The organism is Rhizobium sp. WSM1328, from assembly GCF_057653715.1.
The window spans coordinates 2,599,175-2,622,337 of the sequence record NZ_CM172788.1; the positions used below are offsets into that span (position 1 = coordinate 2,599,175).

A 23,163-nucleotide genomic window follows, 5' to 3' on the forward strand; every position below is an offset into this window, starting at 1 on the left:
CAAGGCTGTGGAGGCGGCGCCAAGCGATCGTGCTTCGGAGGGCCGGGGCCGCTTCAGCTATATCCGCCAGTAATGCTGGAAGTTCGTGGGGCACGTAAGAAGGCTGTAAGCCGATAACCCGATCCGCGACATCCAGAACTTTCATGTGGCCAACGTTTCGCAAAGGGGTCGACTTTGTCAGCGTCCGCAGTACAGCCGACATATCCCGCCTCTTCGAAGGTTTCCTGCCGCACTCGCGGCATCGGCCTGACGCAGGGATGTCATCGTTGCCGCCAGCATCACGGCCGCGATCAGCTGGTCGTGTTTCAGATAGGTCATCAGTGCCACCCCTCTTCTTCAAATCGCCATCTATCCTGCGTGTTATTGTTGATCAGGGAATCAAAAAATGACCGGTAGCTAAACGTGGCAGAGTCGGAAAAACGTGATGACAAGTTTACTTGGACATATGCAATCTGGTTTTTGCCGTACCTGTCGCAAATTTGGCTATGGTGGCTGGCCCCCAAATGGGACTGGTGGATCATCGGCCTTATCACTCTCGCGCTGACCGTGATCGCCATCGCCGGTTCCATCTGCATCAACTTGGCGCGGCGGCGCTGGTGGCGTGTCGTGTCGCTCTTGATCACACCCCTTCCGTGGCTAGTCATTTTTTACATCGTTGCTGTTACCGGCATAACGCCCGACAGCGTTCGATTTGCTTTGAACAAGCAAGCGTATCTGGCAGAGATCGAACGAACCGATGTGACGAGCGGTGAGCCGCGATTCAGGACATTTGCATTGGACAGTATGTTCAAGGCGACAACATCCACGACGCTTGTGTACGATGAGAGTGATGAAATTGCCCTGCCCAGCGGCGAGCAATCCGCCGCCTGGCAACAGCGAACCCAAAAATTGTGCTCGGAAAAGAAAGAATGCGTCAATCTCTATCCTGGCTCGGACTGGCCTTTCAGCGTCAGCAAGGTTGGCGAACACTTCTATATTGTGTATCAAAACTTCATTGACGCGTTTCCCTAGCGACCGATCGTCATTGCCGGGACAAGGCCGGCTGTCCTGCGATCCGCGTCCTGTCATCGGTGCTTCTGCGTCTTCCAGTTTTGCGCTTTCCACCGCGGGTCGGCTCGCGATCGCGAGGAAGTCGTCGCAAAGGCGCGCGCGAGAAAAGCGGTCCGGTTCGCGTAAGGGAGTCCTGTCACGGCCGCCACCTCGCCGATGGGGCAGGAAACGCACGATAGCGTTTTATCTCGATGGGATGCCCGCTTTTGGCGCAAGGCTGCTTTCGTGACCTATCCCTGAAGCGTAATTCTCAGCTCCCGGCATAATGCTCCCTTCCTCAAAGCCACAACCCAGCCCCCTTCCCGATAACCGCTCCCGCCGAGACGTCTTTCGCCTCGCCTCTGCCTTGTTGCTCGCGTATCCTGACGCCCGATTCGCCGTCCGCATACGAGGGTGGGCATGAACGAAGCATCAAAGGAGAGCGCGATGACGGACGCCAAGAGCGGCATTTCTGGACTACGGCCGCATATTACAGTCATTGGCGTCGGTGGCGGTGGCGGCAATGCGATCAACAATATGATCGCGGAAAAGCTGGCGGGCGTCGAATTCGTCGCCGCAAACACGGATGCGCAGGTGCTGGCCACCTCCAAGGCGACGCGCCGCATCCAGCTTGGCGCCAATGTGACGGAGGGTCTCGGAGCCGGTTCGTTGCCTGAGGTCGGCCATGCGGCTGCCGAAGAGTCGCTCGATGAGATCATGGATCACCTAGCCGGCTCGCACATGTGCTTCGTCACCGCCGGCATGGGCGGCGGAACGGGTACGGGTGCCGCACCTGTCATCGCCCGCGCTGCGCGTGCCGCCGGCATCCTGACGGTCGGCGTCGTCACCAAGCCCTTTACCTTCGAAGGCAACCGCCGCATGCGGATGGCGGAAATCGGCATCGAGGCGCTTCGCCAGGCGGCCGATACGGTTATCGTCATTCCCAACCAGAACCTCTTCCGCATCGCTGATGCAAAAACGACGTTCGCCGATGCCTTCATGACGGCCGACCGCGTGCTTTATGCGGGCGTCGGCTGCATTACCGATCTGATCGTCAAGGAAGGCCTGATCAACCTCGATTTCGCCGACGTGAAATCGGTCATGTCAGGCATGGGCCGTGCGATGATGGGCACTGGCGAAGCCTCCGGTGAAAGCCGCGCGATGAAGGCGGCGGAAGCGGCGATTGCCAACCCGCTTCTCGACGATATCTCGATGCGGGGCGCCAGGGGCGTGCTGATCTCGATTTCCGGTGGTTCGGATATGACGCTGTTCGAAGTGGACGAAGCGGCAAGCCGCATTCGTGACGAAGTCCAGGAAGACGCCGATATCGTCGTCGGCGCGATCTTCGACCGCAGCCTCGACGGCAAGTTCCGCGTCTCGGTCGTCGCGACCGGCCTCGAAGGCAGCCCCCTGCCCGCATCCGCGCCTCACGCCGCCGAGCAGATCCAGACGCGCACGCTACAGTAAGCGCAGCGGCGCGACATATCCGAGCACGACAGCCTGCCGCGTCTTTTCAGACGCGCGGCGCCGTCGTGCTTCAATGTCATGCGCTCCGGGGAAATCGGCGCGATCACCGGTCGTTGATTCGCGATCACCTGTCGTTGATCGTGGGAAGGTGCGTTTCGACCTCTACGCGGCGCTTGTCATCCAACGGCTCAATGTGCTTCTGCCAAAAGGCCTCGGCCTCCGGCGTATCATCATCCCAGTGGCGAATCTTGACGATATTGTCATCGATCTTGGCCAGCCGTTTGCCGCCAAGCCGCAGGTATTCGTCCGCCAGTTCTTTCGATCGGGTCGTTTGCATGTCGTGTTCCTCCATAGGCGAACCGAAAGGCCGATCGTCATTACCGGGTTGGCCGGCAATCGGCATCCCCGTTATCGGCGCTTCTGCGCCTTCCGGGTAAACAGTACGGCGGGATCATGGTTCCAAATCATCGGCCAAAACCGGTCCACGCGGCCGGCTGAAGGCGTCGGCCGCCATCCATGTTCCGCACGGCCCGCCGCTCTTGCTGCCGGGACAGCCGGAGACGCCTCGTACTGGCTGGAGAGCGGCCTTGTCCGGAACGGCAAGACTGCATACGTCCACAAAGGACGCTCTAACACTTTCAATCCTAGCATCGGCCCGAAAATCGATTCCGATTTTCGGGCCGATGCGCTAGGAGAACAGCACGTCCGAGATATTGTGCACCACTGCGATTTCGTCGGTCCCGGTGTTGGTGAGGTAGAGATTATCCGCCGCTGAGTCATAGACCACGTTGGTGATCAAGTCGTCTCCCGGTATGGCGATGTTGACGTCAACCGTTGTCTTGACCCCGGTTTCGAAGTCGAAGGCCGTGCCGATATGCTCGCTGCTGGAGGAATCGCCGAAGAAGAACGTGCCGTCGACGGCAAAGCCGTAGCCGAGCCCGCCCGCCGAAAAGGTCTTGGATTCGATCGGGCTCAGCGTTTCGGGATCGATTTTGGAGACCTGCCAGGTGGAGTCATCGATGCGGCCGACGACGTAGATGCCGGTCGAATCCTGCATCGTATTGACGGCCGTGAATCCACCCCAGTCGAACGTACCCGCCCAATTCTCGCCGATAAGGCCCGGGATCGGGTCGCCCCGCTGATCGGACGATCCGTCGGCGGCATCCCACTTTGCGAGATAGGTCTGATCGGGGAAAGGGTCCTCCTCGCCTCTCGCCTCGTTGGTTCTTCCGATGATCTCGCCGCCGCGGACCGAAAAATAGGTTCCGCCGATGTCATATTCGCCCTTGTCATAGTCGCCGAGAGAGATGGCGCCGCTGGCGTTGTCGGCTTCAAATGCCGCGGCGTTGTCGTAAATGCTCACCATGGAATCATCTGGGAAACCATGGCCGGAGCTGACGTAAAATTTGCCCGTCAGCGGATCGACCGCGACCCCCTGGAGTTCGTAATGGTCCAGGAAGGGGCGCACCACATCCGCCTGGGCCTCGACATGATTGGTATTCAACGACTTCCCGTCCGTCACGCCGTCGACGGTCAGGGTGATCACGCCGGCATCCGCGTGACCGGCGCCGTCGGAGACCTTGTAATATTGGAGTTTCTCCGTGACATGCTCGCCATCGTCGAGGCCCGCCTTCACGGCCGGATCGAGATCGTAAGTGAAGCTTCCATCGCCTGCGAAATGGAAGGTGCCGAATTCACCCGCCACGTCGGTCGTCTGCCCTTGCCCCTGACCGGCAGGAATGCTGGTGCCCTCGACCGAGCGCAGGAAGAGCGTGCCCGCCTCTCCCGGGTGATCATTGGCGAGCACGTTGCGGGCCATCTCGCTTCCTTCGCGGAAGGAGAAGGCGTCGTCGACCGCGACCGGCGGGCTCGTGACCCCGTGAATGTCGAGCGTGAAATGGCCGACATCGGTATTGCCGGCGCCGTCGGAGATCTTGTAACCGATCGTCTCCGTCAGCGTCATCCCGTCAACGAAGCCCGCCTTGGCAGGCTCGTTCAGCGTATAGGTGTAGGAGCCGTCGGCCCTGACGTGAAACGTGCCGTATTCACCCTCGATATCGGTGACCTGCCCGGCCGTCTTGGCAAGAACGCGCTCGCCATCGAAGAAGTTGAGGAACATGTTGCCGGAGCCCCCGGCCAGATCATTGTCCAGCAGATTGCCCGAGATCACGTCATTCTCGGATGCGCTGCTGACATCGCCGACCGCCACAGGTTTTGCAAGCTCTGTCATGGATATCTCCTTCAAGATCCATTCGCCTTAGTCTATCGGAGGAAAGCAGCTGAGATCGGATTGGTCAATAAATTTTCTATCAAGAGTAGTATTTTAGCTTTTAACAGCTTTGCCATGCCTTGGGGGGTTCGCCCCAGGCGGATGCCGCCGACGCAGACAACACCATCAAGACCGACGCCGCGATCAAGACCGCTGCACGATATGAATTCATTGAAATCCCCATCCGCACGGCTCAAATCTTGCGCGCGTCGATGCACAGCTTCACTGGAGATTTGTCGGGATTGAGGCGATGACGAACGCTATGTAATCGACTGAAATTGCGACCGCCGACCGTTTGCAAAGCAGCCGCGATCGTCGCGATAGGCAGTCTGCACCTCAACAATTGCTGGAAAAGGAACGAGGCTCAATCCGAAGGCTGTACTCTGCTTGACTCCCCGAAAAATTAAATGTTTGTTCAAGCAAAAATTGAGGGTTTACAGTGAAAAGTATTTTTTCTTATTTGATTGCAGCGGCGATGATTGCACTTTGTGGCTGCGCCACAACCTCCGACAGCTTTCGGCAGAAGTCCGTATCCAAAACGGTGCTCAGCGGTGAGAAGACGAAGTTGGGCCAGACCTGGCATGTCAACAAAGACTGCAGCTTTGTCGGTTATCTGCCTACTCACGTCATCGAACAACCCAAGCACGGGCGTTTCCAGCTCGTCCGCGAGCCGGTCTTTCCCTACGAAAAGGGAGAGCTTGCGAAATGCCGAACCGTCAAGGTGCAAGGCGAGGTTGGCTACTATATTTCGGAACAAGGCTACATCGGCAGCGACAAGATCGTTGTCAGATCTCCCTCCGGAAATGGGAGGCTCGACGAGACCATCATGAATGTGAATGTCGTCAAGTAGCGGGCCCCGGCCCGGCGGTCCAACATTCAGCCGCCGGGCACGCCGCTTTTCACACGAGCTTCAGCACCCATTCTTGGCCGTCCTGCGGCCCCTAAATTGCGATCGTCGACCGCTTGCAGCGCAGCCGCGTTAGGTCTTTTCACAGACTGCACCTCAATAATTCCTGGAAGCGAAACAGGGGTTCAATCCAGAGCCTGTACTCTTCTTGACTTCCCGAAAAATTCAATGTTTGTTCAAGCAAAAGTTGAGGGTTTACAGTGAAAAGCATTTTTACATATTCGATATTGGCAGTCGCAACAATTTCTCTTTCGAACTGCACGACGACGTCAAATGTCAGACACGATTCTCACCGGATGACGGCACGCAGCGGCGAAAGGACGTCGGTGCTGCAGAACGCTCACCTCAATGGCGACTGCAAGTTTATTGACTATCCTCGTGTAGACATCGTGGAGCAGCCCAAGCATGGGCGCATCGAGATTGTCCACCAGCCGGTTACCGCTGATTCAGGCGGCAAGAAGATGAAATGCGACAAAGTCAAAGCGGATGGCGTTGCTGTCTATTACATATCGCAGCCAGGCTACGTCGGCAGTGACAGGTTCATTCTCAGGACTCCCGAAGAATCTGGCCGCATCGAAGAGGGCGTGGCGAACGTGAGGGTCGTCAAGTAGGATAACCTGGCCGGTGCCGGCGGTCGAACATCGCGCCGCCGGACACCGCGATTTTCATGAGAGGTTCGGCGCCTACTCTTGACCGTCCTTCGGCCCCTTCGCATAGTCACAGATCGACGTAGAATAGAGTGTCTTCCCCGCAAATTCGGTCTTCGACAATCCGAATTCGTAAATGCCGAATTTGTCGCTGTGGTAGTAAAACGCAGCGTTGAGGAAATCCCCCAGACGCCCGCAGTCCCCCATGCCGGCGCCTGTATAGACCGATAGAGTCTTCCCCTTGAACGTCCCCTTCAGCACCTTGTCGACCTCAAAGTCGCCGCGCGTCAGCCGTGGCACCTCGCCTTCGGATCGAGGATCTGGAATCTCGACGCCGAAAGTCACCAGCTTCATACGGCCTTTCACGACCAAATCAGCTTCTGCAAACTTGTCCTTCGCGGACGACCGTCCGCAACTGCAGGCGGATGCTGCTGACGCCGACAGCACCATCAAGACCGACGCGGCGACCAAGACCGCGGCACGACATGAATTCATTGAAATCCCCCATCCGCGCAGCATCAATCTTGCGCGCGTCGATGCACAGCATGACGGCAGATTTGTCCGGATTGAGGCGATGACGAGCGCTATATCATCGATCGACCAACCGCCCTCGCCTCAGCCCACCACCCCCTTGATCTTCGCCGCATCCTCCGCCGTCGCCGGGTTGTAGACCACCATGCTGAGATCCGGCCGCCCATCCACCTGGAAGGCGGAATATTCGAAAGCGAGTGGGCCGAGGATGGGGTGTTTGATGTGCTTGGCGCCCTCGCCATGGGTGCGCACGTCGTTGTCGCGCCACATCGCCAGGAATTCGGGGCTCTTGCGGCAGAGTTCGTCGACAAGGGGCTCGACCTCGGCCGCAGCACCCGCGCGGGCCGCATCCACGCGGAAGGCGGCGACGACGAAGCGGGCAACACTTTCCCAGTCGTACTGGGCGGCGCGTACGCGCGGATCGAGGAAGATAAAGCGCAGCACGTTGCGCTCTTCCGGCGGCAGCGCGCCGTAATCGGTTAGAAGTACAGTCGCCGCCCTGTTCCAGGCAATCACGTCCCAGATGGCGTTGCGGATCAGCGCCGGGCTCGGGTCGAGCGCATCGAGCACGCCCTGCAACCTCGGCGTCACACCCTCTTGCCTGTGGTAGCGCACCTCGGGCGGCCGGCCGAGACCAATGAGGAAGAGATGTTCGCGCTCGACATCAGTCAGCATCAGCGCGCGAGAGATCCGGTCGAGCACGTCGGCAGACGGCGCCCCGCCACGCCCCTGCTCCAGCCAGGTGTACCAGGTCGGGCTGATGTTGGCCCGGCCCGCCACCTCCTCGCGCCGCAGACCAGGCGTTCGCCGCCGCTCCCCCGCAAAGCCGAGGGCGGCGGGATCGAGCCTCACGCGGCGGTCCTTCAGATAGGTGCCGAGCCGATTGTCCGAGGTGACGAATTCACCCATCCTGTTAGCCTTTATACTATGATAATGTCACTACTTTACCATGATACAGGCAAGGCAGATATGTGTCTCCAGCAAAACTGGAGATATCACATGCGCGTATTCGTCACTGGAGCCACCGGTTGGGTCGGCTCGGCCGTCGTCGATGAACTGATCGCTGCCGGGCACAAGGTGTTGGGCCTCACCCGCTCTGACAAAGGAGCGGATCAACTGGCGGCTGCTGGTGCCGCAGTCCATCACGGCACGCTCGATGATCTCGAAAGCCTGAAGAGCGGTGCGGCTGATGCAGACGCCGTGATCCATACGGCCTTCAACCACGATTTCTCGAAATTCGCCGAGAACTGCGCCGGCGACCGACGCGCCATCGAGGCGCTCGGCGAGGCCCTCCAAGGTTCCGATCGTCCGCTGCTGGTCACGGCCGGCCTCGGCTTTGCCCCCGGCCGCGTCGGCACTGAGAAGGATCCGCCCATGCCGACGTCGGAGACTTACCCTCGCGCCTCCGAAATCACCGCGGTATCGCTTGTCGCGCGTGGCGTGCGCGCCTCCACCGTCCGGCTCCCACCCTCGGTGCATGGCCATGGCGATCACGGCTTCGTGCCGATCCTGATCGATTTGGCCAGACGCAAAGGCGTCTCGGCCTACATCGGCGAAGGGCAGAACCGCTGGCCGGCTGTGCACCGGCTCGATGCCGCCCGGGTTTATCGCCTGGCGATCGAGCGTGGCGCCGTCGGCGGCCCGTTCCTGGCGGTCGCGGAAGAGGGAGTTGCCTTCAGGCACATCGCCGAGGTCATCGGCCGGCGGCTCGATGTGCCCGCCGTCTCGCTGTCGCGGGAAGAGGCGGCAGAGCATTTCGGCTGGTTCGGAATGTTTGCCGGCTTCGACATCCCGACCTCAAGCGAGCATACCCGCGCGCTGCTCGGCTGGCAGCCGCAGCAGCCCGGCCTCCTCGCCGATATTGACCATCCGGCCTATTTCGGTGGGTAGCGGAACCGTGCCGCTATATAAAAATGGAGCATTTCCGTGACTGGAGAAAACGGAAATGCCTCCCGGCTTGGCTCGTGAGGAGAACCAGCGACAGCCCGAGCTAGTGCGACCGGCTCTCGTTCCTGTCGGCGGGATCGTAGTTGATGTCCCAATCCTTCTCGGGCTTTTTCTTGCCGGGCGGGTTCTTGTTCACCGTCGCATCTTCCGAGCCGGTGATGACAGTCGGCTTGGCGCTGGCAACGCCACTGCTTTTTCGGTCGGCCCGCGACTTGGCGAACTGGCCAGCCGCGTCTTTCTCGGGGTTGGCCATGTCAATCGCCTTTCTGCTTCAGCGCGTCACTGATATTCTTCGTCTCGGGGTCGCGATTGTTTTCGCCATGTGCGTCGCGGTCGCGATCCGGATCATCCTTGGCCTTCATGTAGCCGCGAGGTTTATTTCCCTTCGGCCCTTCCCAGCGGGGAGACTGGTCGGTGGTGCCGGGGGCGCCGTCTTTCGGTGTCGTCATGCCCATTGTGATTCCTCCTTGGTTGGTACAGGGAAAACCGAAAAGATCAGCAACTGTTCCCGCGGCAACACTTTCGCGTAAAGCGGCTTACCGTATCGAGGCGAGCGTGGCGCAGCAGAAGGCAAGCAAGGTGACCGCGGCGTTGATCGCGTGGGAATATTCCCATTGAGCGCGAAGGCTTTCCCAATTCTCCGGCTGCACTGTCCAGTTCTCCGTCGCCGCGTTCGCCGGCTGGGTGAAGACCATAAAGATGATGAGGTTGAGCGCGATCAGCGCTGCTGCCGCGATCGACAGCATCATGGCTGTACCGTCAGCCCTGAGCGCCACGGCATTGCCGATATTCGCCAGAAGCGCCAGCGGCAAGAGGAGACGGACGATCCACCATCCGGCATAGGCCTGCTGCGCGACGAAATAATCCGCCTTCGCCATCCCGATCTTGTTCAAGAGCGCGAAAGCGTGCGCTGCAGGTGCTGCGAGCGCCAGGCCCGTTATGATGACGGCAAGGAGTCTCATGGCGGATAAACCGGCCGCGAGGCGATGGGTTCCTGCAGAAAATATGGAACAGTGTCGTCCGCCAACGGTTGACCATTGGTCCACCTCAAACATGGAGCCGAAAATGAGCAAGACCAACGCTCGTCAACTTCAGAAACGCGCCGAACAGCAGGTGAAGAATACCAGCGCCGGCGGACATCTCGGCGGCACATATTTCGGACAGCAACCGGACGGAAAAACCGCCTCGTCGACCAACAACGACAGCGCCAAGGCGCGGCCGAACGACGGAAGCAAATAGGGTCGCAGGCCTCCTCACCTAAGCAAAGAATTCTCCTGCGCCCAGGGATCTGGGCGCCTCGTCTGCTCGCGCCAATCCACCTCGCTATTGATCGGCGACGCCTCAGCGCTAGCTTCTGCTCGCGGCCGACCGGGCGCGGGGAATACAATCTTTGGGCGAAGGTGGAGGGGCGACGTGGCATCCTATTCGATTGACGATGCGATCCGGGAACTTGCGCCCGCTCTCGGCAAAGCGCCGGCGGGCGCGGTCAGCGGCGAATGGACAGCCACCACGCTGCAGGCGGGGCATTCCTCCCGGACGGGCGGCTACCGCGATGCCGAGGGAAATTATGTCCCGGAGGCCTCCAGGCATCCGCTCGATATCATCTCGGATGTCATCGAAAAGCTGGGGGAATCAGGGGTGCCCCGCTTTAACAAGGTAGTAATCCAGTGGAAGAAGCCGAAGTTTCCCTTCATGCGGGGAGAGATCACGCTCGAAACGAGCTATGACCGGACGATCGTGCCGCGAGGGCCTGACGACCCGATCAACCACCGCCGCTGTCCGGCGCGCCTTCTGGCAGAGCCGCGGTACAGTGCAGGAGGACTTTGCCGCTGAGCGCGGAACGGCCAACATTCACGCCCAGACAAAATGGTTCGGCCCGCATCGCCGCATCCTCGCCATCCATGCGCCGGGAAGGCTGACACTTGCTACCGACGGGCTGTCGACCCCCTGGGCCGGCATATCCGAGCCGGAGAACGGCGTCGAATGCGAGCTTTTCATGGAATTCGACGCCGCGACGTTGGAGGCGGCCGGGATCGAAAACTGGGCGAACCTGTTGATCAACATCGGCGACCTCGTGGCAGACGGTTATCGCGTCGCCCGTGACGTCGAGAAGCACGGCTGCATTCTGTTCTGCCGGCTGACCGAGGATTACCGCCCCATGACCCGCATCATGCTCAGCCGCGACCCCGGGCGCATCGACGGCCTGCCTTTCGGCCCCGTACCGCTGATCCGTGCAACGCCGATCGCCGAAACCGAAATCGACGGGCAGGACCTTTCCGACGACTGGGGCGCTGCGGCCGCCCGCAACGCCCTGGCCAAACGCGGCATGAGGATTGATTGATGTCGCCAATGTCGGGCACCAATGCCGCGCGCCAAATGCCCAGCGCTTGTCGCCCGGCCGGCGCAATCTTGTGCTATTCCTGGATGTCTGGTTCGACGACCTTGGCGAGGTTTCGCAGCGACTCCTGCCAGCCGAGATAACAAGCCTCGGGCGGAATGACATCAGGCACGCCGGCCTGCACGATATCCACCTCGGTGCCGACCGAAACCTTCTTTAGCGTCACGGTGACTTCCATCTCACCAGGCAGATTGGGGTCGTCAAACCTGTCGGTGTAGCGCAGGCGTTCGCCCGGGACGAGCTCGAGATATTCGCCGCCGAAGGCGTGGCTATTGCCCGTCGTGAAGTTGCGGAATGACATTCTGAACGTGCCGCCTACAACCGGCTCCGAATGGTGCACGGTGCAGAGGAAGCCGTTCGGCGGAAGCCACTTGGCAAGCGCGTCCGCCTCCAGGAACGCGCGATAGACTTTCTCCGGGCTGGTCGCCAGAACGCGGTGCAGGCGTATGGTACTCGGCATGGTCGTGATCCTTTTTGGATTTACGGAATGGACGAACCTAGGACGGGCGCGGCTTGGCCAATCCGACACCGGATCGAATTTTTCTTCAAGAAAAATTGCTCCAGAGCATGTCGCGCAAAAGTGCCCAGTGGTTTTGCGATAACGATATGCGCGGAAACAAAGACCTAAAGCGCAAGCAGCGAATCTGAAAGATTGCGACGCGCTTTAGGGGTATCGCCGGTCAGCCAGGCATACCATCGAACTGCGGAAGATCGAGCGGCCTTGCCCAGGCGAGCCGCCGCCGGGTGAACATTTCGACCCCCGGCTTGATCAGTTCGGGCCGGTCGAGGCTGCCCAGCGTCGCGAAGACGAGGCCGGGGAAGCTCTCCAGGTTGCTGCTGAACAATCGGGCGCCGCAATCGGGGCAAAAGTTGCGGTCGAGCCCTTTGCCTGAATCGGCGATGTAATGAAACGCCTTCGGGCTGCCGCTGATCACGGTGAAATCCTCCTGCGGCACGGCGAAGAACGTGGCGGCCTCGCCGCCCGTTGCCCTCTTGCAGTCCAGGCAATGGCAATTGGCGACAAAGTTCGGGTCCGTGTCGAAGGCAAATCTCACTGCGCCGCAGGCGCATTGCCCCGAATATTTCCTGGTCATGTCACGTGCCCCTCCCATCCCGTATTCGAACGTTTGCGATTGTGCTTAAGCCGCGGCCTGCTTTTTCAAGGCATCAAGCAGCGTCCGGGCGCCCTGCCTTGACGAGGCCGGGTTTTGGCCGGTGATCAGCAGGCCGTCCTGGACGACATGCACGCCCCAATCCGCCGTCTTCGAAAACTTTGCGCCCTGCTCTTTCAGCACGTCCTCGAGCAGATAGGGAACGACTTCGACCAGATGCATAGCCTCTTCTTCCGAATCGGTGAATCCCGTGACGGCCCGGCCCTTGGCGATGGGCTTTCCATCCGGCGCTTTCACATTCGTCAGGATACCGGGTGCATGGCAAACGAGCGCCACAGGTTTTCCCGCCGAAAGCATGTCCTCGATGAGCGACAGCGCATTGCGGTCGTTCGTCAAGTCCCAAAGCGGACCGTGCCCGCCGGGGAAGAACACGCTTTCATAGTCCGCCTGGTTGATGTCGGACAGCTTCAGCGTGTTGGCGAGCGCCCCCATTGCGGCCGCGTCTCGTTCGAACCGTCTCGTGTCTTCCGTCTGGAAGGCCGGCTCATTGCTCTTCGGATCGAGCGGAGGCTGGCCGCCCTTCGGCGAAGCGAGTGTGATATCGACCCCGGCGTCGCGGAAAACCAAATAAGGAGCAGCAAGCTCCTCGAGCCAGAATCCCGTCTTCCTGCCGGTGTTTCCCAACTGATCATGCGATGTGAGAACCATGAGAATTTTCATTGCTCAGCTCCTTCAAGCCGGCCGGCGGACAACGCCGTCGGCACCCGGATTTACGGTGAAATACTGCCTGCAATCTCATGCTGAAACGGGAGAGGACATAGAGCGGCTGCGCTGCGAAACAAGCTCTCCCGCGCGGCGTTTGCTAGAATTGCTTTAGCCGAAGCCTAACCAGACAACGGAGGTCGCCCGCGACATCCGTTCGCTGGGCTGAGCCGACAGGTGTATCAAAGGCATTTGAAAAGCCTGACCGGCTTTCCCGGCCCACGCCGGATGATGCCCTTGGCTTCCAGATCCAACTGAACGGCCTTCACCACCATCCGGCCTTGGAACCGCTGGGAAATTCGACTTCGGAGAGGTGCGGCAGGATGGCGATATTTGCCTCTGCCACAGTCAATCCGGGTGCCTGCGCGGGGAGTGCGGCCAGCAAAGCGTGGCGCATTGCCATGTATTTGGCCTTGTTGACCCGCTCCGTATGGTGCGGCGAGGTTATGCTTTCAATGAGGATTTTTTCGTCGTCAGGCATCGATAGCTCCTTTGACAGTGATGTCGGGGACTTTGAAGCCCATCGCAATCCACGCGGTGAGAAGTCTGCCATAGAAGCCGGCCGTCGCCAGTGCGCCGGAAGGCACGTCATCGGGCACACTCGCGCGATCGGGCACATTCTGGGTCATCGTGCGCAATTGGAGGGGTGGAAGCTCGTCCTGCTTCCAGAGATTGCCGTAGAAGCTAAGCCAGTGGCCGCCCTTGAACTCCAGAAAAATGGGCGTGTTGCAGCAGGACGCCAGGACACGTCGCGTTGAAGCATTGGGTCCGAGGCGGAACTCCTGCAGGTTTTCGGTTCCGGCCAAAAGGCTGATCCGATCCTTGCGATAAAGCACGTAACGCGTACCGCCATGGATCGTCCGGATCGCCTTCGGCAAGGGAAGCGACTCCAGCCTGCCAGCCGCGTCACTGCAGCTCTTGCAGTGGCATTCCGCGCTGATGATCGGGGCGCCGCGCACTTCGAGGTGAAAGGTTCCGCAGGCACAGGTCAGATGGGTTGTCTTGTTGTTCATGACATCGCTCGCTGTTGAGGATCGCTGGATAGCCGCAAAATCAAACTAGACCGTTTGGTTCCGTTATAAGAACTAGACGGTTCAGTTTGATCGTGTCAAGTAGGGTTGGAGCGGAGATCGAGAATGTTGATACCGGGTATGGAAGCCGACCTGGCCCATGGGCGGGCTGGCACTCGTTCGGAGCGCAAACAGGCGGCGATCGTCGGTGCCGCGGCCGAAGTCTTTCTGAGCACCGGTTATGCCGGAGCCAGTATGGACGAGATCGCCAGTCGGTCCGGCGTGTCCAAGCAGACGGTCTACAAACACTTCTCCAGCAAGGAGGCACTGTTCGTCGCGGTGCTCACCCAGATGATGGGCGAGGCAGATACCGCCGTTCACACCGGCCTCCCCCAGGTGGAGAATCGCGCTCAGCTGGAAGCCTACCTCCTTGACTACGCCGTCCGCCAGCTCACCATCGTCCTGACGCCCGGGCTGATGCAATTGCGCCGGCTCGTGATTGCGGAGGCGCAACGCTTCCCGGAACTCGCCAAGCTGCTTTACGCGCGCGGGCCTGCACGGGCGCTCGAGGTCATGGGCAGCGCTTTCGAACAATTGGCCGGCAAGAAGCTGCTGCAGTTCTCCGATGCAACGGTGGCCGCGTCACAGTTCAACTGGCTGGTAATGGCCGACCCCGTCAACCGGGTCATGATGCTGGGCGATGCGGCCATCCCGACGAAGCAGCAGATTCACCGCCACGCCGAGGGGGCCGTCACCACGTTCCTGGCGGCATTTCTGCATCCAGAGAAGCGGTGAACGCCACCGAAAGTCCGGGTATCACAGCGGCAATGACTTGAATTTTCCGCACGTGCCAACAGGCCGGCGGTCACAAAGCCGCCGCTCAATCGTCAGCAAATCGCCCCGTTACCGCCGCACCGTGCCCTCTTAAAGGTTCCATCGTCGCGACCTCGCCCGGCCTTTAAGTGGCTGAGCGATCGACCGAGGCGGTCTTGCTGCCAATCAAATCATGCACTTGAAGAGGAATGAATATGATCACTCGTTACACATCTGTCGCAGCATTGAGCGCGACAGTCTTCAGTCTGCTTGCTTTCAGCCCGGCATCCGCTGTCGACATGGCCCAGGCGCAACAGCAGCCGGCACAAGCGCAGCCCCCGGCACAGGCGCAGCCGCCGATGCAGGGACAGCCCGGCGGCAACGGTCCGACGGCAGCCGTCAGCGATCAGAAAATCGAAGCCTTCGCCGTTGCCTATCTGCAGGTCGACAAGGTCAGACAGGAATATTCGGCCAAGATCGGCGCGACGAAGGACGAGACTACCAAGCAACAGCTGCAGGAAGAGGCCAAGAAGCAGATGGTCGATACCGTCCAAGCCTCTCCCGACATCTCTGTCGAGGAATATTCGTCGATCCTGACGGCCGCGCAGAGCGACCCGGCTCTGGCCAAGAAGGTTCTGGAAAAGATAGGCACGCCGCCGCCGGGCCAGGAGCAGCCGCAGCAGGGGCAGCAGCAGCCGCAGCAATAGGCAGTGTAGCGCTTAAGTCGCCATGAACAGGCTGCGGATGTCTTGCCGTTCGCGCCGGCAGCAGAGCCCGCCAATTGCCGGGCTCTGCTTTCCATCTCGGCAGTCGACGAAGAGATCGGCTAGAATAGGACGTCGTCCGAAAACCGCTTACACTTTTCGGCATCGTGCTCTGGTTCAGTATTGCGACCCGCTCTTATTGTTCAGGTCGTGCCGTTCGGTGCCTGTCAGCGGCGGGTTGAAAATGCTGACGAGAACGAGATCCTGATCCTTGCCGCCGCGCAGATAATGCCGGTCGTGCTTGTCGAGCACGTAGATATCGCCGGCGCGGATCGGAAAGACGTTGCCGTCCATATCCTCCACCTCGCCCTCGCCCTTGATGCAATAGCAGGCCTCCAGGTGATTGCGGTATTGAAGCAAGGCCTCACTATTGGCGCGAACGACGGTATGGCACACGGTAAAGCCCATGCCGTCGTCTTTGGTCAGCAGCCGGTGGCTCGTGCCGTTGCCCCAGTCGACGAAACGCTCGGTGAGCTCCACCTCTTTCAGATTTCTAACGAACATCGCCGGTTCCCGTGATAAATAATTGAAGATATGGCGATGATTCATTTTCATCGCCGGCAACATTTAGCTATTGAAATGGCTGGCATTTTCAAATGATGATTTCTGCATCATCTGTGAGGAAATTTTACAAATGCAATTGCCGCCGTTAAACGCATTGCGTGCTTTCGAAGCCACGGCTCGGTTGATGAGCCTTTCGAAAGCCGGCGACGAGCTGCACGTTACCCACGCGGCGATCAGCCATCAGATAAAGCATCTGGAAACCTGGCTCGGCCGCAAGCTGCTGCAGAAAGCGGGCCGCGGTATTACGCTGACCGCAGCCGGCGGCGAATATTACCGGGCCGTCTCCGGATCGCTGGCGGCGATCGCGCATGCGACCGGCAATATGCGGCGCGATCACGACATGCGCGCCATCACCGTCGGCTGCATTCCCTCAATCGCATCGCGCTGGCTCGTCCCCGCCCTGCCCTCCTTCCAGGAAAGCGACCCCGATCTCGACGTCAGGATCGTCTATGCCCGCGCCGAAGAACGCCTCGACGACGAGAGCCTCGACGTACTGATCACCATGGGCGAGGATCTGAGCGGCGGCAGGGAAAGCCGCCTGCTCTTCTCGCGCCGCAACCAGCCCGTCGCCAGCGGCCATTACCTTGCCAAACGCAACTGGACGATCGATGACGTCTCGCTCGCCGGCGCCGATCTGCTGCACGACGAATCCGTCGATGGCTGGAAGGAGTGGTTCCGCAAGGCCGGCCAGAAAGCGCCAGGGCCGCTTCGAGGCCCGATATTCCAGGATTTCAACATGTTGGCGACGGCCGTAATCGCCGGCCACGGTGTGGCGCTCTGCCCCGTCGAGGTGTTCCGCCGCGAGATCGAACGCGGCGATCTGCTGGTGCTTTCCGGCGTCGCGACGGCAGAAAACCACGGCTATTATGTCATATCGAACAGCTGGGCGAAAAAGCCGGTGCGCCGCTTTATCGACTGGTTCATGACGGAGTGCAGATCGGGCGCGTAGATCCCGCGTCCGCAGCCCATCGAAGGGTCGACGCCGAGACAATGGGTGCAAATGGGTCGCGGTAATAAAGGCGTGGCATAAGCCCGTCTGTGCGCGAATTGGGCAGAAGTTGGGGATTGTTAATCAGAAATGCCTAATGTAAATCTTGGCGTGCACAAGTTGTGTTGGAGCTGATTTGCTACGATATCTGGTTATGACATGCGACTAGGGAGAGCCTCGGACATGCGGAAAATTCGTGCGGCCCGCTCGGCCCTCGGACAAACGGAGGCAAAAGCTTCGAGCTCGATCGACCGGCTTTTGTTCTTTGACCGCGACTTCAATCCCGTCGAGAATTTGTTGGGCAATGAGCTGCCTGCCTCTGTCAAACCAGCAGCGTCGTTTTGGGAGCATTTTCCGGAATTGGACAAATCGGCGATCACGCTCGCCCTCCGTTCATTGGGCGACAGTGCCCAGCCTTTGCGAATATCGGGTGATCTTGGCACGCCAGCGTCGCACGGACTGACGATCTATCGGATCGGAGATCTGTTTGCCGTGGTTCGGTCCGAGGAGACTATCGACGATGAGCGCGCAACCCTTTTGCATCTGGCCACCCACGATCCGCTCACTGGACTGCCGAACCGACGCCAGTTCAGTGAGGATCTCGCTGTGTCCTTACAGGAGACGGAGGGCTCGGATGAAGCTCTATCTCTGATGCAACTCGACCTTGATGATTTCAAGCCTGTGAACGACACGCTTGGGCATCCGGCTGGCGACAAGCTTCTTCAGCTCGCTGCAAGCCGCATTCAAGCGTGCCTTTCCAGCGATGATAGAGCCTATCGACTGGCCGGCGACGAATTCACGGTCATTTCCATGGGCCCGGGACATCCCGCCAAAGGGCATCAGCTAGCAGAAGTCTTGGTTGATGCTTTCAAAAAGCCCTTCACGATAGATGGCATCGCACTGTTTGTCGGTGCCAGCATCGGCATATCTGCTTCTCCTCCGGACGGTACAAGCCCGGAGCAGCTAATGAAGGCGTCGGACGTCGCACTCTATGCCGCGAAGAAGGAAGGACGCGGCCGCGCGAAACCGTTTGATCCCTCGATGCTTGAATTGCTGGAACAACGCGAACTGCTGCGCCGCAGCCTTCGCATGGCGTTGGTCCAACAGCAATTCTCTGTCGAGTACCAACCCATCGCCGAGGGTGGCTGCATAGTCGGCTTCGAAGCATTGCTCAGATGGCACCACCCTCTCCTTGGAAAAATCCCACCAGCGGCATTTATTCCGATGGCCGAGGCCGATGGAATGATGCCGGAAATAGGCGCATGGGTTTTGGAGCAGGCATGTCGCGAGGCGATGAAGTGGCCGCAAAACTACATCGTCGCTGTCAATCTGTCCGCGGCGGAATTCTTGACGAGCGGCCTCACTGATCGGGTATCCCAGACGCTGGACTTGATCGGGTTGCCGCCCGACCGTCTGGAGCTTGAGATAACCGAAAGCGTGCTGCTTGAGCGGACCGTCAACAATATCGACACACTGAATACGCTCAACGTGCTAGGGATACGAATCTCGCTTGATGATTTCGGGACCGAATATTCTTCGCTCAGCTATCTGAAGACATTCCCTTTCGACACGATCAAAATCGACAAATACTTTATCACCGACCTCGAAAGCGATCTGAAAAGCCAGGCAATCGTCCGCTGCATCATTAACCTCGCACATGACCTCGACATGCGGGTGACAGCCGAAGGAGTTGAAACGCCAGGTCAGGCGGAATGGTTGCGCAGTGTAGGCTGCGACAGACTTCAAGGCTATTTGATCAGCAGGCCGCTTCCGGTCCAGGCGATTGGCGAATTCATCACCCGGGCGGAAACAGCCGTAAGCCCGGCGCTACCACAGTGAACAACCGATTTTCGCCGTGCCTTTAGCTACGCATGCATCAACCTGACGCCCCAGGCAACAGAAGGGAGGGTGTATTGGAACAGGAAGCAGCAGCTAGCTTCGATGACCATGCATTTGCGCCGATGGTATCGCTGGAACTGAACGTTGCGATGTTCAAATCCCGATGGCAGTTTTGCGACAAGATTACGGAATATCTCTCAGACATTCTCGGCCAAGGTCACAGCGATCCCGCTCGATATTCCAATTTTCTTTCCGTCGCGACGAACGAGCTCATCGAACTTGCTTTCCGTTCGACGAGCGAGTTGGGAAGGATCAGTTTCAGTCTCTACCGGAATTCCACATTCAATCGGCTGAGAATTACGTTTCCGTGCGAGGAAGCATCTAGCCCAGAGCACACGAGTGCAAGAGCAAGCGAACACCAGCCTGTCCCCCGCGCCGGCTCTGCATACGTGGTGATGAAATCCGACGGGACGGTTTTGCTTAGTGATTTGGCAGCAATATTCCGCGCCACGATCCGAATTGAGAAAGACGGCAGACAAGGGATTCAAATCATTGCGGATTTCCCCTCGACCGAGGACTTCCAATGACCCTGCTTCCCCTACCCTTCACTGTTCATTTTGATCCGACAAATCAAGAGCTGTTGCTGTCTGGCAAGATGCGCCCCGAAAGCGCCGCTGAAATCACCGACGCCCTCAGGCTGGTGCAGCAAAGTTTAGAAAAATACAGCGGGGTCGTTTACGTCAATGTCAAACGTCTGACACACATCAACATGACTGCCTTCGCGGCCCTGGCCGATACACTCGCGGCAAGTTGCCGGATCAGACCGGAACGGAAGATCGTCATCATTACGTCGAGCGTGGTGGCATGGTCGACCTCGTTATTCCAAACGCTGTCGGCATCACAACCAAGCCTATCGGTCGAAGTCTACGATTCGGCGTTTTATCCGGGCCAGAGCTTTGTCGAGGATGAGACTTTCATTCCCATTCTGCGCACCCAGACGAAAATGACATGGAGGCACGAACGCGAACTGTTGCCTCGCCACGGCCTGCGCAGCGGCCTTGTCATCGCGGATATCTGTTGCGGAATTGGTGATTTCGCCGCCCTGGTTCAACGGGAATTTAGACCGGCACGCCTTGTCGCGCTGGATCACTCCGTGCGCAGCCTCGAATATGCTCGCAGGGTCGCGGCCGACTTCGATCTGCAGGGAATCGAGTACACCTATGGCGACGCTTCCCAAATGCTACTGCGAGACAATCAATTTGACTTTGTGACCTGCCGACATTCGCTGCAGATTTTCGACCGGCCCGAGATGCTGCTCAGGGAGCTTTACCGCATCTGCAAGCCTGGCGGCCGTGTCTACATCACCAACGAAAAAAACTCGCATTGTCTGGGCGAGCCACATGCTGAATCCATAAAATGGACTTACGAAGAAGTCGCCAAACTGTTCAAGCACTTCGACATGGATGTCGAGATGGGGCCGAAAAGCCGCCACCTCCTCGCCGACGCGGGCTTCGATAACATCAAGGTCGATTCCTTTATGGTCACGAATCTTGATGGGGATCCCCAAGACTTCGCAGACATCATCGAAGCATGGGAAAATGTCTACGCGGGTGAGATGGCCGTTCGACGGGGCGACTCATCAGATTTCATTCGCAGGTTCCGGCAAGGATTCAAAGATCATGTCTTTGCTGCTCTTCATCCCAAGGGTTATGCAGGCTGGCCGATCTGGGCAGCTTCCGGCCGAAAGCCGCTGTGATGGACCAGAGTTCGTCGAAGAGACCGGCAAGATTAGGCTCATTTCGGGCAAAGTTCATCTTGGTCGTCGGTGGAGCTGTCCTCTTTGATCTGCTGGTCAGCGGTGGACTGGCGCTTTGGAATGTTCAGAGGCTGTCGCGCGACGCCACGCTCGAAGTCGGACAGGGTCTTGAAGCAGCAAGCCAGGAATACATCCGCACATACGCCGATTCCACCGCAGCACAGGTGAGTTTGCTCCTGCGGCAGGTTCACAACGACGTCAGCACCTTGGCGGGTGTACTCCAGGCGCAGATCGACGATCCCGAGCGTAATTCCGATGTCGGCGCGGCGATCGCCCGCACGTCTCCCGGCAGCGTCAGCCTGTCCTACGATCAAAAGGCGAACTGGTCTCAGAACGCTCCGGGCTCAGTCTCAGTTGTCAGCGTCTGGAGTTACTTGCTCGGAGAAGACCACAACCCGAGACCCGACGTTCAGACCGATATCCAGACCAGCGCGGTTCTGGACCTTGTCGCACCGAGCTTGCTGCAGCACGGGGCCTCAAAGCTGCAGATGTATTACATCGGATCGAAAGAACGACCAATCTTCAGAACGGCGCCTTATACCGACCAGGCTCAGACCTTCGACCGCCTTTATCCTGGTCATAACGAGGCCAATTTCTGGGACTTCTTTTTTCCCGGACTTTATGAGTCCTGGCAGGGCTGGGCCAAGGATATGAAAACGCGACCGGTCGCGGACGATATAACCCAGACAGCGCCCTATACGGACGCCATTACCGGGAAACTGATCGTTTCTTTCTTTCAACCACTATGGACAGCCGACAGGAAGAATGTCGCCGGGACGGCTGGCGCGGACATCACACTCGACCAGCTCGCGCAGACTGTTGAAAATGTGAAAGTGGCTCAGTCCGGCTTTGGATTTCTCGCAATGTCCGACGGAAACGTTGTGGCGATCAACAGCACAGGCGAAAAAACGCTCGGTCTGCGTTCTGCGAGCGATGCGAGCGGAAGCGGAGTGACCGGACTGGAGCGCTCCCTGAAGGGAAGCTCCCAGCCTGCGATTGCAAAACTGGCCCTTGATCGCGAACTGGGCATCCAACATTTGTTGTTGCGGCAGGAGGGTAACGAGGTCCCCTATATCGTTATCGTCAAGAAACTCCCCGCGACCAATCTTTGGTCCAGCGGCCCGGTTCGGCAAGAGGCGATGTCTCTTGGAGTGGTTGTGCCTGAACGAGAAATCCAGGCCTCCCTTTATGCGGCCCAAGCCAAAATTTCGGAAGCTACCAACCGGATCGTGATCTACCAAATCCTGGCGATCCTAATGTCACTGCTTGTTGTGGCTATAGCAGTAATTGCGGCTTCGAAACGAATAACGAGCGGAATTAGTGCACTTGCAGATGCCGCCAAACGGATTCAGGCGAAGGATTATTCGGTCAGGGTGGCCATAACAAGCAAAGATGAGGTCGGCGAGGCTGGTGAAGCATTCAACCGGATGGCCGAACAGATCAGCTATCACACGGAAAATCTCGAGCAGCTTGTCGAAGAGCGAACAGCTCAAATCGAAGATGCAAAGGAAGAGATTTCGACGCTGAACGCACAGCTCCAGCGAGAAAATAGACGTCTCGGAACAGAGCTGGCCGTCGCCGAGAGGATCCAGCTCATGGTTCTTCCGCTGCACCAGGAGCTTGAGGAGTTTCAGGCCCTTGAGATCGCAGCCTATATGAGACCTGCAGAAGAAGTCGGCGGCGATTATTACGACGTATTGAAGAGCGGAAATCGGTTGAAGATTGGCATCGGCGACGTCACCGGACACGGGCTCGAAAGCGGCGTGCTGATGTTGATGGTTCAGTCCGTCGCCCGCGCCCTGCAGGAAGCAGGAAACACCGATGCCGTCAAATTTCTCACAGACCTGAACAGCGCCCTGTTCAAAAACATAGTGAGAACCAAAATCGACAAGCATCTCACTCTGGCGTTTCTTGACTATGACGGCAAAGAGATGATCCTGTCGGGACAACACGAGGAAGTTGTCGTCGTGCGGGCGAACGGCGAGGTCGAGCGCATAGACACCATGGATCTGGGTATACCGATCGGGCTGGAAGCCGATATTTCTGCCTTTATTAAAACCCGCGAAATAACCTTCGAGACGGGCGACCTCATACTCCTGCATACGGACGGCGTAACAGAAGCCGAAAACGACGCTGGAGAACTCTTTGGCATAGAACGTCTGTGCCGCGAAGCACTGCGCTTGAAGGACCAGAGCGCTGAGAAAGTCGTTGCCGGAATTATAGCGACATTAATGCTCTTCATTGGATCGCAGAAGATTTACGACGACATCACGCTTCTCGCAGTGCGACATAGGTGAGAC

26 protein-coding genes and 2 pseudogenes are annotated in these 23,163 nt (G+C 58.8%); 14 read left to right on the top strand and 14 right to left on the bottom strand.

The genetic code is table 11. The features are described from left to right. Nucleotides 1–177: 177 nt before the first annotated feature. Complete coding sequence (locus tag AC2444_RS13245) at nucleotides 178–318, bottom strand: hypothetical protein (protein ID WP_164902762.1); 141 nt, start codon at nucleotides 316–318, stop codon at nucleotides 178–180. A gap of 84 nt (nucleotides 319–402) precedes the next feature. Here AC2444_RS13245 and AC2444_RS13250 point away from each other — a divergent pair, with 84 nt between their 5' ends. Together AC2444_RS13250 and ftsZ are read left to right on the top strand one after the other, a co-directional pair. Continuing rightward, nucleotides 403–1,011: a hypothetical protein gene (locus AC2444_RS13250; protein ID WP_012758069.1), complete on the top strand. Its 609-nt coding sequence runs from the start codon at nucleotides 403–405 to the stop codon at nucleotides 1,009–1,011. Between the two features lie 465 nt (nucleotides 1,012–1,476). Then, nucleotides 1,477–2,496 (top strand): cell division protein FtsZ, encoded by a 1,020-nt coding sequence (gene ftsZ, locus AC2444_RS13255; protein ID WP_012758070.1) that lies wholly within the window; start codon nucleotides 1,477–1,479, stop codon nucleotides 2,494–2,496. 124 nt (nucleotides 2,497–2,620) lie between these two features. Here the strand turns inward: ftsZ and AC2444_RS13260 are convergent, their stop codons facing one another. Both AC2444_RS13260 and AC2444_RS13265 read right to left on the bottom strand, forming a co-directional pair. Then, on the bottom strand, nucleotides 2,621–2,899 hold the full coding sequence (locus AC2444_RS13260; protein WP_018074348.1) for a hypothetical protein: 279 nt from the start codon (nucleotides 2,897–2,899) through the stop codon (nucleotides 2,621–2,623). 285 nt (nucleotides 2,900–3,184) lie between these two features. Next, nucleotides 3,185–4,726, bottom strand: coding sequence for an Ig-like domain-containing protein (locus AC2444_RS13265; protein WP_012758071.1), 1,542 nt, complete (start codon nucleotides 4,724–4,726; stop codon nucleotides 3,185–3,187). 478 nt (nucleotides 4,727–5,204) lie between these two features. Here AC2444_RS13265 and AC2444_RS13270 point away from each other — a divergent pair, with 478 nt between their 5' ends. Together AC2444_RS13270 and AC2444_RS13275 are read left to right on the top strand one after the other, a co-directional pair. Then, complete coding sequence (locus AC2444_RS13270; protein WP_012758072.1) at nucleotides 5,205–5,615, top strand: hypothetical protein; 411 nt, start codon at nucleotides 5,205–5,207, stop codon at nucleotides 5,613–5,615. Between the two features lie 353 nt (nucleotides 5,616–5,968). Next, nucleotides 5,969–6,283 carry a hypothetical protein gene (locus AC2444_RS13275; RefSeq protein ID WP_080518553.1) on the top strand — a complete coding sequence of 105 codons (315 nt, stop codon included), beginning with the start codon at nucleotides 5,969–5,971 and terminating at the stop codon, nucleotides 6,281–6,283. A 72-nt stretch (nucleotides 6,284–6,355) separates the two neighbouring features. On the opposite strand, the gene AC2444_RS13280 is transcribed toward AC2444_RS13275, so the two are convergent. After that, nucleotides 6,356–6,814 (bottom strand): hypothetical protein, encoded by a 459-nt coding sequence (locus AC2444_RS13280; RefSeq protein ID WP_012758074.1) that lies wholly within the window; start codon nucleotides 6,812–6,814, stop codon nucleotides 6,356–6,358. 120 nt (nucleotides 6,815–6,934) lie between these two features. After that, nucleotides 6,935–7,759, bottom strand: coding sequence for a helix-turn-helix transcriptional regulator (locus AC2444_RS13285; RefSeq protein ID WP_012758075.1), 825 nt, complete (start codon nucleotides 7,757–7,759; stop codon nucleotides 6,935–6,937). A gap of 90 nt (nucleotides 7,760–7,849) precedes the next feature. Between AC2444_RS13285 and AC2444_RS13290 the strand changes: the two genes are divergently transcribed. Continuing rightward, nucleotides 7,850–8,740: an SDR family oxidoreductase gene (locus AC2444_RS13290; RefSeq protein ID WP_012758076.1), complete on the top strand. Its 891-nt coding sequence runs from the start codon at nucleotides 7,850–7,852 to the stop codon at nucleotides 8,738–8,740. A 100-nt stretch (nucleotides 8,741–8,840) separates the two neighbouring features. Here AC2444_RS13290 and AC2444_RS13295 read toward each other — a convergent pair whose 3' ends face one another. The 3 genes from AC2444_RS13295 to AC2444_RS13305 form a co-directional block, all read right to left on the bottom strand. After that, a complete protein-coding gene (locus AC2444_RS13295) occupies nucleotides 8,841–9,050 on the bottom strand; it encodes a hypothetical protein (protein WP_003540987.1) in 210 nt (69 codons plus the stop codon). Between the two features lies 1 nt (nucleotide 9,051). Then, a complete protein-coding gene (locus AC2444_RS13300) occupies nucleotides 9,052–9,252 on the bottom strand; it encodes a hypothetical protein (RefSeq protein WP_012758077.1) in 201 nt (66 codons plus the stop codon). 81 nt (nucleotides 9,253–9,333) lie between these two features. Continuing rightward, nucleotides 9,334–9,759, bottom strand: a complete 426-nt coding sequence (locus tag AC2444_RS13305) for a hypothetical protein (protein ID WP_128449175.1) — start codon at nucleotides 9,757–9,759, stop codon at nucleotides 9,334–9,336. Between the two features lie 103 nt (nucleotides 9,760–9,862). Between AC2444_RS13305 and AC2444_RS13310 the strand changes: the two genes are divergently transcribed. After that, nucleotides 9,863–10,036: a hypothetical protein gene (locus tag AC2444_RS13310; RefSeq protein WP_012758079.1), complete on the top strand. Its 174-nt coding sequence runs from the start codon at nucleotides 9,863–9,865 to the stop codon at nucleotides 10,034–10,036. Nucleotides 10,037–10,210: 174 nt separating this feature from the next. Next, a pseudogene (locus tag AC2444_RS13315) lies at nucleotides 10,211–11,138 on the top strand (hypothetical protein). Nucleotides 11,139–11,211: 73 nt separating this feature from the next. Here AC2444_RS13315 and AC2444_RS13320 read toward each other — a convergent pair. The 5 genes and pseudogenes from AC2444_RS13320 to AC2444_RS13340 form a co-directional block, all read right to left on the bottom strand. Beyond that, the gene (locus AC2444_RS13320) at nucleotides 11,212–11,655 is read right to left on the bottom strand and encodes an SRPBCC family protein (RefSeq protein WP_012758081.1); all 444 of its coding nucleotides are present in this window, start codon (nucleotides 11,653–11,655) and stop codon (nucleotides 11,212–11,214) included. 220 nt (nucleotides 11,656–11,875) lie between these two features. Further along, the gene (locus tag AC2444_RS13325) at nucleotides 11,876–12,289 is read right to left on the bottom strand and encodes a GFA family protein (RefSeq protein WP_012758082.1); all 414 of its coding nucleotides are present in this window, start codon (nucleotides 12,287–12,289) and stop codon (nucleotides 11,876–11,878) included. Between the two features lie 45 nt (nucleotides 12,290–12,334). Next, a complete protein-coding gene (locus AC2444_RS13330; RefSeq protein WP_012758083.1) occupies nucleotides 12,335–13,027 on the bottom strand; it encodes a type 1 glutamine amidotransferase domain-containing protein in 693 nt (230 codons plus the stop codon). 224 nt (nucleotides 13,028–13,251) lie between these two features. Then, nucleotides 13,252–13,661 (bottom strand): annotated as a pseudogene (locus AC2444_RS13335) (DUF6958 family protein). Further along, nucleotides 13,543–14,082 (bottom strand): GFA family protein, encoded by a 540-nt coding sequence (locus AC2444_RS13340; protein WP_012758084.1) that lies wholly within the window; start codon nucleotides 14,080–14,082, stop codon nucleotides 13,543–13,545. The pseudogene AC2444_RS13335 and the gene AC2444_RS13340 overlap by 119 nt, the downstream one beginning before the upstream one ends. A 123-nt stretch (nucleotides 14,083–14,205) precedes the next feature. On the opposite strand from AC2444_RS13340, the gene AC2444_RS13345 reads away from it, so the two are divergent. Together AC2444_RS13345 and AC2444_RS13350 are read left to right on the top strand one after the other, a co-directional pair. Continuing rightward, a complete protein-coding gene (locus AC2444_RS13345; protein ID WP_012758085.1) occupies nucleotides 14,206–14,874 on the top strand; it encodes a TetR/AcrR family transcriptional regulator in 669 nt (222 codons plus the stop codon). A gap of 227 nt (nucleotides 14,875–15,101) precedes the next feature. Beyond that, nucleotides 15,102–15,599, top strand: coding sequence for a DUF4168 domain-containing protein (locus AC2444_RS13350; RefSeq protein WP_041935548.1), 498 nt, complete (start codon nucleotides 15,102–15,104; stop codon nucleotides 15,597–15,599). A 174-nt stretch (nucleotides 15,600–15,773) separates the two neighbouring features. Here the strand turns inward: AC2444_RS13350 and AC2444_RS13355 are convergent, their stop codons facing one another. Next, nucleotides 15,774–16,160, bottom strand: a complete 387-nt coding sequence (locus AC2444_RS13355) for an ectoine synthase (RefSeq protein ID WP_003541014.1) — start codon at nucleotides 16,158–16,160, stop codon at nucleotides 15,774–15,776. A gap of 130 nt (nucleotides 16,161–16,290) precedes the next feature. Between AC2444_RS13355 and AC2444_RS13360 the strand changes: the two genes are divergently transcribed. From AC2444_RS13360 to AC2444_RS13380, 5 genes are all read left to right on the top strand, one after another. Then, nucleotides 16,291–17,169 (top strand): LysR substrate-binding domain-containing protein, encoded by an 879-nt coding sequence (locus AC2444_RS13360; RefSeq protein ID WP_012758087.1) that lies wholly within the window; start codon nucleotides 16,291–16,293, stop codon nucleotides 17,167–17,169. A 222-nt stretch (nucleotides 17,170–17,391) separates the two neighbouring features. Continuing rightward, nucleotides 17,392–19,047 (top strand): putative bifunctional diguanylate cyclase/phosphodiesterase, encoded by a 1,656-nt coding sequence (locus AC2444_RS13365; RefSeq protein ID WP_012758088.1) that lies wholly within the window; start codon nucleotides 17,392–17,394, stop codon nucleotides 19,045–19,047. 74 nt (nucleotides 19,048–19,121) lie between these two features. After that, nucleotides 19,122–19,634, top strand: a complete 513-nt coding sequence (locus AC2444_RS13370; RefSeq protein WP_012758089.1) for a hypothetical protein — start codon at nucleotides 19,122–19,124, stop codon at nucleotides 19,632–19,634. Beyond that, entirely contained in the window at nucleotides 19,631–20,803 is a 1,173-nt protein-coding gene (locus AC2444_RS13375) for a class I SAM-dependent methyltransferase (RefSeq protein ID WP_012758090.1), read from the top strand. The genes AC2444_RS13370 and AC2444_RS13375 overlap by 4 nt, the downstream gene beginning before the upstream one ends. Continuing rightward, the gene (locus AC2444_RS13380; protein WP_041935549.1) at nucleotides 20,800–23,160 is read left to right on the top strand and encodes a SpoIIE family protein phosphatase; all 2,361 of its coding nucleotides are present in this window, start codon (nucleotides 20,800–20,802) and stop codon (nucleotides 23,158–23,160) included. The genes AC2444_RS13375 and AC2444_RS13380 overlap by 4 nt, the downstream gene beginning before the upstream one ends. Nucleotides 23,161–23,163 lie beyond the last annotated feature (3 nt).